Genomic DNA, 8,829 nt, shown 5'->3' with positions numbered 1-8,829 from the left:
ATCCCAAGCCGTTCATCTGGACCGCACGCGCGTCCGACATCCTGGCCAAGGTCACGCGCGCCAAGACGGCACTTGCCGCCATCGTTGGATAAGTACAGAACAGAGCGGCGCACTGCACTAGCTTCACTTCGAGCGCGACATCGAGACCGACCCCCGTTCAGCGCCTCAAGAATCCCGATGTCCGGCCGATACTGGGGTGCAACCCATGGGGCACTCTCCGACGCCGGACCGTGCCCGCCATGCCCAACACCTCACCACGCGTCCTGATGTCGAATCTTCTGAGGCTCGTTTATGTCAGTCGTCCGACCCGCCCGGTGGACGAGGCCTTCATGGAAGAGCTGTTGAGCCAGGCCCGCACCTCCAACCAGCTGCTCGGCATCACCGGCGTGCTGTGCAGCGGCCGTGGCTACTTCGTGCAAGTGCTGGAGGGGCAGGAAGGCACGCTGCTGACCCTTTACGCCCGAATCCTTGCCGACACGAGGCATGAGCAAGCATCGCTGCTGAGCATCGGGTTGGCCGCCAAGCGCGCGTTCTCGCAGTGGTCGATGGCCTACATCGACGGCGAGGCCTTGAGCCCGGAAATCCACACCCGACTCGTCAGCAAGGCGCTTGTCGACAGCGACATGTCCGAGCAGGCCCGGCTGCTGCAGACAGCGCTCACCACGCTGCGCAGGGCCGCTTGATCCAAGGAAGTACCCATGACATCCACCATCCCGATCCGCGCCTCAAACTTCGCTCCGCTCGAGGAGCTGCCGGCGCGCTGCGGCGACTGCGCCGACGGCGAGCAGCTGGGCTTCGAGTTCAGCTTCGCCTACCAGCCGATCGTGGACCTCGACGCCGGCAGCATCTATGCGCACGAGGCGCTGGTGCGCGGCCCCGCCGGCGAGGGGGCGATGTCGGTGCTGTCGCAGGTGAACGAGGCCAACCGCTACCGGTTCGATCAGTCCTGCCGGGTCAAGGCCATCAAGGGCGCCGTGCAGCTCGGCCTGACGGAGAAGCTGTCGATCAACTTCCTGCCCAACGCCGTGTACCGCCCCGAGGCCTGCATCCGCACCACCCTGGCCGCGGCCCGCGCGCACGGCTTTCCGATCGAGAACATCATCTTCGAGACGACGGAGGGCGAGCGTGTCGGCGACGGCGCCTGGTATGCGCAGGTGATGGCCGAGTACCAGCGCATCGGCTTCCTGACCGCCATCGATGATTTCGGGGCGGGCTATGCCGGCCTGAACCTGCTCTCGCAGTTCCAGCCCGACCTGGTCAAGCTCGACATGGAACTCATCCGCGGCATCGACACGCACAAGGCGCGCCAGATCATCGTGACGAGCACCGTGCGCATGTGCCGCGAACTGGGCGTTCTGGTCATCGCCGAAGGCATCGAGACGGTGGGCGAGATGGAATTCCTGCGCAGCACCGGCGTGAGCCTGATGCAGGGCTATCTGTTCGCGCGGCCGAGCTTCCAGTCGCTGGTCACTGCCGAGGCGATTCCTTACCTGCAGCGCTGAAGCGCGGCGCCGCGCCGCTGGGCGGTGCACGAGTGCCTGCCTGCGAAGCCGCCCCGCAGAACCTGCGCGTCGATCGCGGCGCAAGCCTCACGCTGCGCGATTGAATCCAGCCCGCTCTGCCGTGAACACCGAGACGAAGTTGGCGATCAGGCGCGTGGACAACCGGTCCTTCAGGCAGATCAGGTGCGGGTGCGTGTACAGCGCCTCGTGGCGGATCGGCAGCACCGCCAGCCGCGGATCGGCCACGTAGGCGAACTCGGCCACCACACCGAGGCCGAGGCCCTGCGCCACGGCTTCCCGAACCGCCTCGCGGCTGCCCATCTCCACGGCGCAACGAACGGCCACGCCGGCTCGGTCCAGCGTGTCCTCGAACACCCGCCGCGTGCTCGAGCCCTGCTCGCGCAGCACGAACTGCTGGCCCTGCAGGTCCTCGAGCGCCAGGCCGCCCTCTTGCGCCAGCAAAGGGTGGTCGCGCGGCCCGAAGACCACCAGCGCCTGCCGCCGGTAAGGCTCGCAGTGCAGGCGCAGATCGCTCACCGGCTGCACGGGAATGCCGATGTCGCCCTGATGGTCGAGCACGCGCCGCACGATCTCGGCGGAGTCGCTGATGCTCACAGCGATCTCCACGCGCGGCCACCGGGCGCGGTACTGCAGGATCAGCGGCGTGACGTTGTAGGGGCCGACCGCGCAGATGCGCAAGCGCCCGCAGTATTCGCTGCGCGCCTGGTGCAGCAGGGCCACCGCGTCGTGCTCGGCGCTGAACATGCGGTGCGTCGTCTCGTGCAGCGACGCGCCGAACTCCGTCAGCTCGATCCGCCGCCCCTTGCGGAAGAACAGCTCCACGCCGAAGCGCCGCTCCAGGGCGGCCACATGGGCCGACACGGTCGGCTGCGTCAGCGCAAGCTCGCGCGCCGCAGCCGACATGCTGCCCAGGCGCGCCGCCGCATTGAACGCCCGAAGCTCCGATGAAGTGCTGTCCATAGACCCCGCCTATATGTTGGGCGAGTCGTGTGACGGCTTCGTTAATCCTCCTGTGATGTGAGCCGTCTACCGTGCAGGCATGTCCACCGAAGTCCAGGAAACGAGCATGCAACCGATCCTTTGCACCCATTGCGCACAGGTCGTGTACAGGCAGAGCAGCACGGCCCTGCACCCGACCACCCTGTCCATTCTTCCCGGGCAACTGCTCGTGCTGCTGGGCTCTTCGGGCGCCGGCAAGTCCACGCTGCTGCGAACGCTCAACGGGCTGGTCCGCCCCACCGCCGGCACGGTGGAGATCCCGGGGATCGGCAGCCTTGCCGACCCGGCCGTGCTCAGACAGCACCGCCGCACGACCGGCATGGTGTTCCAGCAGCACCACCTGATCGGCCGCGCCTCGGTGCTGAGCAACGTGCTGACCGGCCGCCTGGGCTACCACGGCCCGCTGACCTTCATGAGGCCGTGGGCCGACGCCGACAAGACGCTGGCGCTCGCGGCCATCGACCGGGTCGGGTTGCTGGCGCATGCCCTGCAACGGGCCGACGAACTTTCGGGCGGCCAGCAGCAGCGGGTCGGCATCGCCCGCGCGCTGGTTCAGCAGCCGAAGCTGATCCTGGCCGACGAACCCGTCGCCAGCCTCGATCCCGCCACCGCGCTGGATGTGATGACGCTGCTGCGCGACATCTGCCGGGCGGATCGCATCACCGCCGTCGTGAGCCTGCACCAGGTGCACTTCGCCAAGGAGTTCGCCGACCGGATCGTCGGCCTGAACAACGGGCGCGTCGTGTTCGACGGCGCACCCCAGGCCTTGACCAAGGAGGCCACCGAATCGCTCTACGCCAACAAGGATCGCGCCGAGAAGCGCCCACAGCCCGCAAGCATCGGGGCCACCGCCCTTGCCCTCGAAACCTTCGCCTGATTTCACCCAAGGAGCCCCACCATGAACCGCCGTTCCGCCCTCGCCAAAGCCGCTGCCTGCAGCCTGCTCGCCCTTTCCGCCTCCGTTTGGCTCGCGCCCTCGGCATCGGCTCAAACGGCCAACCCGTCGAAGCTGCGCGTCGCTTTGCTGCCCGACGAGAACGCCTCCACGCTGATCCAGAACGCCCAGCCGCTCAAGGCCTACCTCGAGCGCACGCTGAAGAAGGAGATCGAACTGATCGTCACCACCGACTACTCCTCCATGATCGAAGCCATGCGCTTCGGCCGCATCGAGATCGGCTACTTCGGCCCCTTCTCCTACGTGCTCGCCAAGAGCAAGGCACCGCAGATCGAAGCCTTCGCGGTGGGCGTGGAGCGCGGCGCGCCGACCTACACCTCGGTGCTCATCGCGACGGCGGGCGGACCGGTGAAAACGCTGGCCGACGTGCGCGGCAAGCCGTTCGGCTTCGGCGACCAGGCCTCAACCTCCAGCCACCTCGCGCCGCGCGCGCACCTGCTCAAGACGGCCAAGCTCGACGGCGAGAAAGACTATCGGCCCGTGCACGTGGGCACGCACGATGCCGTCGCGCGCGCCGTGCAGACCGGCCAGTTGCCGGCAGGAGCTCTGTCCAAGCCCATCTACGACAACCTCGTCGAGCGCAAGACCATCGATCCTTCGAAGATCGTCGAGCTCGCCCAGTCGGCACCGATCCCCAACTACCCCATCGTCATGCAGGGCAAGCTGTCGCCGGCGCTCAAGACGCAGATCCGCTCCGCCTTCATCGACATGAAGGACGCCGAGGTGCTGAAAGCGTTTCGCGTCGAAGGCTTCATGGCGACGGATGACAAGGCCTACGACGTGCTTCGCGAAACCGCGCAAATCCTGAACATCGAGCTCGAGAGCATGCAATGAGCCAGGCAGCGCTGCCCGAGCGCTATCGCTCGATTCTCGAAGTCAACGCGGCCGCCGGGCGGCGCAACACGATGCTGATCTCGGCCGTGCTGGCGGTGTGCCTCCTGGCGCTGGCGCTCACGGGCTTCTTCGACGTGCAGCGCCTGGTCGAGGGCGCGCCGGCGCTGGCGCAACTCGGCAGCGAGATGATCCCGCCCGACTTCTCGCGCTTCGAGGCGTGGTTGAAGCCGCTGCTCGACACGCTGGCCATGTCGGTTGCCGGCACGGCGCTCGCGGTCGTGTTGTCGCTACCGCTGGCCTTGCTGGCGGCGCCGAACACGTCACCGACCGCGGGCATCTACCGCATCGCGCGCACGCTGCTGGCGGCCATGCGCTCGGTGCCGGAGATCATTCTCGGCATCATCTTCGTGGCCGCCGTCGGCTTCGGCGCCCTCCCCGGCGTGCTGGCCCTGGCCCTGCACTCCACGGGCATGGTCGGCAAGTTCTATGCAGAAGCCATCGAGCACGCCGACCCCAAACCGCTGGAGGCCGCGCGCGCCGCCGGCGCGAGCCCGTTCCAGGTGATCGTGCATGCCGTGCTGCCGCAGGTGTTGCCGCAACTGGCCGACATCACCCTGTACCGCTGGGAGTACCACTTCCGCGCCTCGGCCGTGCTGGGCATCGTCGGTGCGGGCGGCATCGGCTTCGAGCTCATGGCCGCGCTGCGCCTGATCCGCTACGACCAGGTCTCCGCCATTCTTCTCACCATCCTTGTCTGTGTCGTCGTCGTCGACTCCACGGGCGCCGCACTCAGAAAACGACTCAAATGAACCGACCGATCATCGTTGTCACCAACCGCATCCACGACGAAGTGGCCGAGCGCTTGCGCGAAGCCGGCGAATTGCGGGTGAACACCGCGTTGGAGCCGTGGAGCCCCGCGCAATTGCGGGCCAACGTGCACGACGCCAGCGCCGTCATGGGCTTCATGACCGACCGCGTCGATGCGGGGCTGCTTGCCGCAGCGCCTTCACTGCGCATCGTGGCCTGCGCGCTCAAGGGACTGGACAGTTACGACGTACAGGCCTGCACCGAGGCCGGCGTGTGGCTCAGCATCGTGCCCGATCTGCTGACCGCGCCGACCGCCGAACTGGCCATTGGCCTGGCCATCGCGCTGGGTCGCAACGTGCGGCGAGGCGATGCCCGCGTGCGCAGCGGAGCGCACCTGGGATGGCGGCCTCAGTTGTACGGCACGGGCCTCGACGGGTCTGTCGTGGCGGTGCTCGGCCTGGGCTTGGTCGGTCGGGCAATCGTCGAGAGGCTGCGTGGCTTCGGCTGCAGTCGCATCCTGGGCTTCGATCCCGCCGCCGCACCGGTGCCAGGGGTCGAGCCGTGCAGCCTTCAGCAAGCGGTGTCGAACGCGGACTGGCTCTTCATCGCCGTGCCGCTCACACCGAAGACACGCCACCTGATCGGCGCCAGCGTGCTGCACGACGCCAAGCCGGGTCAGCTCATCGTCAATGTGGGAAGAGGATCGGTCGTGGACGAGGAATCGATCGCCACGGCCTTGCAGTCGGGCCGCCTCGGCGGCTATGCGGCCGATGTCTTCGAGTTCGAGGACTGGTCACTGCCCGCTGCGCCCGCCTCGGTGCCCGAGCGCCTGCGGGCGGCCGAGCGCACCGTCTTCACGCCGCACATCGGCTCGGCCGTTGCGCGCGTGCGGGTGGAGATCGAGCACCGCGCGGCGAGCAACATCCTGGCTGCGCTGAGCGGTCGGCGGCCGCAGGATGCGGTCAATGAGGTCGGCGCCGACATGGCGGTCGGTTCAACCCTCGGTTGAAGGCCAGGACGTTTCGTCACTCGCCGAGCCCACTCTCCAGCCGTAGTAGCGGACCATGCTGTTGGCTCAGGCGGTGGTGGTATTGCCTTCCATCTTGGCCTGCGACTGCATGGCCAACGGGCCCAAGAAGGCCGAAGGTCATCGGTCATGGCGTTGGGTGAGGTCTGACGTTTGACATGAGCGGCGGGCCAAAGGGCGCGAAGCGGCCTTTGGAACGTCCGCTCGATGGAGAGGTTAGACGTCACTGGCTACAGCCCGACCATCTTTGGAACTTGGCGAAGCGCGGAGAAATAGCGGCGCAACGAGGCACACTTGGTGGCTCGCAAGACCTCGTCCATTTGCTCGTGAAACACGCCGCGAATTCGGCACCCGCCGAACGGCGACGCTTTTGACTCCCGCAGCTCGAGTAATGCGCCCAAGATCTGAGGCGCATTCAGTTCCTCTGCCCGCTGAAACAACTTCTCGGCCAGCCGAGATTGCGCGAAATTGACACTCTCTTCGATCATCCAGCCGACGCTCGCAGTGAGGACGTCTTGGTGGTCTTCCGATTGCTCAAACGTCCAACCCAGACTCTCCGCCGTTGCCGCAGGGCGCTGGTGAAAGATGTGGTACTCACCCTTGAAGTAGGGGCCGGTGGTGTGGATGCCAACCGCAATGACGTAAGTCTCACCGAAGATGATGGGCGGCATTCCTCGCAATTCGTAAATCTTGTACTCGCACTCGTCGTGGGTTGCTTGCATTGGCTTCCTCGGATGGACAGGGACGGTGTGGGTGGCGTCTAACGAATGAGTTCAGCCGCGCCCGAAGGCCGTTGGCTGGAACGACGGGTTGGGCGTCGACTCGGGATTCACGGACTTTTCTCTCCGTCCAAGATTCGTTGGATATTTCGTATAGCCGAATTGGCGGACATTCGATTCACATTTAGACGTTCTTCAAGCTTTTCATCGGAGGTTCTTCCAGCTTTGGACTCTTCTATGAGTGTGGGAAGAAGATCTTGCAATTCCTCCAACTGAGAGGTTGTGAAACCTACCGCTACTTCGCGTAGTCCAACCGCGGTCTTAGTGTGTTGTCGCAATACAACCAAGTTTGGCCGTACTGCAAAGACCATTAAGTACCTGGCGCATCCAAGTGGAGTCGTCTTAAAGCCATGCAGAAGTGTTCTAGTGGGGTCACCGCGAACATCCTCAAATTCTTCTCCGACTTCGTTTTTCACAAGAGTTCTCCACGCAGATGCAGAAAAATCGACGCTTGCCAGCGGTCAGCTTCAACGACGGGTTGGGCGCATCCGCGACCCGCGAAAATCATTGGTTTGTGAGGTGCTCAGACAGCCGCATGACGAACTCTCGCATTTCCAATACGGGGATGACGGCGTGTAAACCGACGTCGTTTGTATATTCGAATGAATGCACTTCTTCGGTAGCTGGGACAGGCTTGATGCGAAAGTGGGCGACCGAGTGCCGCAGGTTCGCAACGAGGCCACGAAGAGTAGCGGGATTGGGGTTCGTTTTGGTTGCGCGGCCGGGGCTCTTGATGCAGCTTGGGCTGATGCCCCACCTTGCTAGCGCGGACAACGGTTCCTCAGGAATTGCCTGAAGTACCGTTTCCTTCGGTACGACGAGCAGGCCGAGGAGGCAGTTCACCATGAGGGTAGCGTCGAATGGCCCGTCGTAGTTCTTCACAAGGCTCAACGTGTGCTGGCTGAAAGACCGCTCGAAGTTTGACAAGTAGCTCACGGCGCGATCAGGAGTTTATGACGCCCAACGTCTGAATTAAGCCGAGCCACAAAGTGGCTTCGGCTTGAAGAATTGTTAGATGCCATGCCTTACGGAGATTTGAGCCGCAATGCTTTTGCTTTTCCGCCCAACATGTACCAGCAGTTCTTAGCTAAAGCGGATTGCTTTTCAATGGCTACGTTACTGATAGCGTCCGCACCCAGCACATAAGCAGCAATTTTGAGATCGAGCATAACGGCCTGCTCCGCTGGGCTGCTCTCCACAAAGCTGCGGTGACAACGGCCAGCATCAACCTCTCCCAGATCTACGGCTCCAGCGGGAACCTTCTCAAGCACCTTAATGGTTTGCGATGCTGAGCGCTGATCCCCGAGACTTGCATAGGACATGTCGTTACCGACACGTATATTGGAGCTGTAGGTGGAGCAACCCGACATAGTGAGTGCGGCGAGCACAACGGCGTTTTGGATTATCAACCTCATCTGCGATTCCCCCTGATGGCGTCTAACGTTTGACATGAGAGGCATAACCCGGCTTGCCGGGGCAAGTTCTCTCGATGGAATGGTTAGAGCTACTTGCTCCAATGTGCGTATGCGGCTGCGGCCTTGGCTGGCACGGTAGAGGCATCTATGAGCTGAACGAGTGATTTGAATCGCGTGCGGCAGTCAGCATGCACCTTGAGACGCTCGGCTAACACGCACTTCTTTGCGGGAAGGCTCAGCATGAGTTCAACCTCGCTGGGAGAGAAGCTCCTGATCATCTTGTGATAGTGCGGAAGTGCTGCATTCGAAACGCCGTATGGGTTCCCGGTGGAACACGTCACAGCGGTCTCCACCAGTTCTTCCTTCACGGTGTCAGGGGTTGGGCTCTATGCCGTTTCGTGTGGAACGCGACAGCCTCATCTGACGCCGGCCGCAGCGGCGAACGGATGAGCCGGCAGGTTCTTCAGGCGTGACAGTCGCAGGTAGGCGA

General features: G+C 64.1%; 11 protein-coding genes. 6 read left to right on the top strand and 5 right to left on the bottom strand.

The window, feature by feature from the left end; translation table 11 throughout:
* Positions 1 to 239 precede the first annotated feature (239 nt).
* Together H0W38_RS10260 and H0W38_RS10255 are read left to right on the top strand one after the other, a co-directional pair.
* Positions 240 to 683: a BLUF domain-containing protein gene (locus tag H0W38_RS10260; RefSeq protein ID WP_292453534.1), complete on the top strand. Its 444-nt coding sequence runs from the start codon at positions 240 to 242 to the stop codon at positions 681 to 683.
* A gap of 15 nt (positions 684 to 698) precedes the next feature.
* Positions 699 to 1,502: an EAL domain-containing protein gene (locus H0W38_RS10255; RefSeq protein ID WP_292453532.1), complete on the top strand. Its 804-nt coding sequence runs from the start codon at positions 699 to 701 to the stop codon at positions 1,500 to 1,502.
* Positions 1,503 to 1,589: 87 nt separating this feature from the next.
* Here the strand turns inward: H0W38_RS10255 and H0W38_RS10250 are convergent, their stop codons facing one another.
* On the bottom strand, positions 1,590 to 2,483 hold the full coding sequence (locus H0W38_RS10250; RefSeq protein WP_292453530.1) for a LysR substrate-binding domain-containing protein: 894 nt from the start codon (positions 2,481 to 2,483) through the stop codon (positions 1,590 to 1,592).
* Positions 2,484 to 2,589: 106 nt separating this feature from the next.
* Between H0W38_RS10250 and phnC the strand changes: the two genes are divergently transcribed.
* The 4 genes from phnC to H0W38_RS10230 all read left to right on the top strand — a co-directional run bounded on the left by phnC (position 2,590) and on the right by H0W38_RS10230 (position 6,127).
* Positions 2,590 to 3,399 carry a phosphonate ABC transporter ATP-binding protein gene (gene phnC, locus H0W38_RS10245; RefSeq protein ID WP_367161880.1) on the top strand — a complete coding sequence of 270 codons (810 nt, stop codon included), beginning with the start codon at positions 2,590 to 2,592 and terminating at the stop codon, positions 3,397 to 3,399.
* Positions 3,400 to 3,420: 21 nt separating this feature from the next.
* Positions 3,421 to 4,311: a phosphate/phosphite/phosphonate ABC transporter substrate-binding protein gene (gene phnD / locus H0W38_RS10240; RefSeq protein WP_292453528.1), complete on the top strand. Its 891-nt coding sequence runs from the start codon at positions 3,421 to 3,423 to the stop codon at positions 4,309 to 4,311.
* A 71-nt stretch (positions 4,312 to 4,382) separates the two neighbouring features.
* Positions 4,383 to 5,120 (top strand): phosphonate ABC transporter, permease protein PhnE, encoded by a 738-nt coding sequence (gene phnE / locus H0W38_RS10235; RefSeq protein ID WP_292453536.1) that lies wholly within the window; start codon positions 4,383 to 4,385, stop codon positions 5,118 to 5,120.
* Positions 5,117 to 6,127, top strand: a complete 1,011-nt coding sequence (locus H0W38_RS10230) for an NAD(P)-dependent oxidoreductase (protein ID WP_292453525.1) — start codon at positions 5,117 to 5,119, stop codon at positions 6,125 to 6,127. The genes phnE and H0W38_RS10230 overlap by 4 nt, the downstream gene beginning before the upstream one ends.
* A gap of 248 nt (positions 6,128 to 6,375) precedes the next feature.
* On the opposite strand, the gene H0W38_RS10225 is transcribed toward H0W38_RS10230, so the two are convergent.
* From H0W38_RS10225 to H0W38_RS10210, 4 genes are all read right to left on the bottom strand, one after another.
* Positions 6,376 to 6,867, bottom strand: coding sequence for a hypothetical protein (locus tag H0W38_RS10225; protein WP_292453524.1), 492 nt, complete (start codon positions 6,865 to 6,867; stop codon positions 6,376 to 6,378).
* 107 nt (positions 6,868 to 6,974) lie between these two features.
* Positions 6,975 to 7,340: a hypothetical protein gene (locus tag H0W38_RS10220; RefSeq protein ID WP_292453521.1), complete on the bottom strand. Its 366-nt coding sequence runs from the start codon at positions 7,338 to 7,340 to the stop codon at positions 6,975 to 6,977.
* Positions 7,341 to 7,428: 88 nt separating this feature from the next.
* Positions 7,429 to 7,860 (bottom strand): HEPN family nuclease, encoded by a 432-nt coding sequence (locus tag H0W38_RS10215; RefSeq protein WP_292453518.1) that lies wholly within the window; start codon positions 7,858 to 7,860, stop codon positions 7,429 to 7,431.
* A gap of 89 nt (positions 7,861 to 7,949) precedes the next feature.
* Positions 7,950 to 8,339 carry a hypothetical protein gene (locus H0W38_RS10210; protein ID WP_292453516.1) on the bottom strand — a complete coding sequence of 130 codons (390 nt, stop codon included), beginning with the start codon at positions 8,337 to 8,339 and terminating at the stop codon, positions 7,950 to 7,952.
* Between the last annotated feature and the right edge of the window lie 490 nt (positions 8,340 to 8,829).

The organism is Methylibium sp. (genome assembly GCF_013817365.1).
GTDB lineage: Bacteria > Pseudomonadota > Gammaproteobacteria > Burkholderiales > Burkholderiaceae_C > Methylibium.
Note: the sequence above shows the minus strand (reverse complement) of the source record. Positions and strands in the feature narration are given on the sequence as shown.

Bases quoted from the DNA above. Each gene is read 5' to 3' on its own strand.
- H0W38_RS10260 (WP_292453534.1), top strand. From the start codon at position 240: ATGCCCAACACCTCACCACGCGTCCTGATGTCGAATCTTCTGAGGCTC.
- H0W38_RS10255 (WP_292453532.1), top strand. From the start codon at position 699: ATGACATCCACCATCCCGATCCGCGCCTCAAACTTCGCTCCGCTCGAG.
- H0W38_RS10250 (WP_292453530.1), bottom strand. From the start codon at position 2,483: ATGGACAGCACTTCATCGGAGCTTCGGGCGTTCAATGCGGCGGCGCGC.
- phnC (WP_367161880.1), top strand. From the start codon at position 2,590: ATGCAACCGATCCTTTGCACCCATTGCGCACAGGTCGTGTACAGGCAG.
- phnD (WP_292453528.1), top strand. From the start codon at position 3,421: ATGAACCGCCGTTCCGCCCTCGCCAAAGCCGCTGCCTGCAGCCTGCTC.
- phnE (WP_292453536.1), top strand. From the start codon at position 4,383: ATGCTGATCTCGGCCGTGCTGGCGGTGTGCCTCCTGGCGCTGGCGCTC.
- H0W38_RS10230 (WP_292453525.1), top strand. From the start codon at position 5,117: ATGAACCGACCGATCATCGTTGTCACCAACCGCATCCACGACGAAGTG.
- H0W38_RS10225 (WP_292453524.1), bottom strand. From the start codon at position 6,867: ATGCAAGCAACCCACGACGAGTGCGAGTACAAGATTTACGAATTGCGA.
- H0W38_RS10210 (WP_292453516.1), bottom strand. From the start codon at position 8,339: ATGAGGTTGATAATCCAAAACGCCGTTGTGCTCGCCGCACTCACTATG.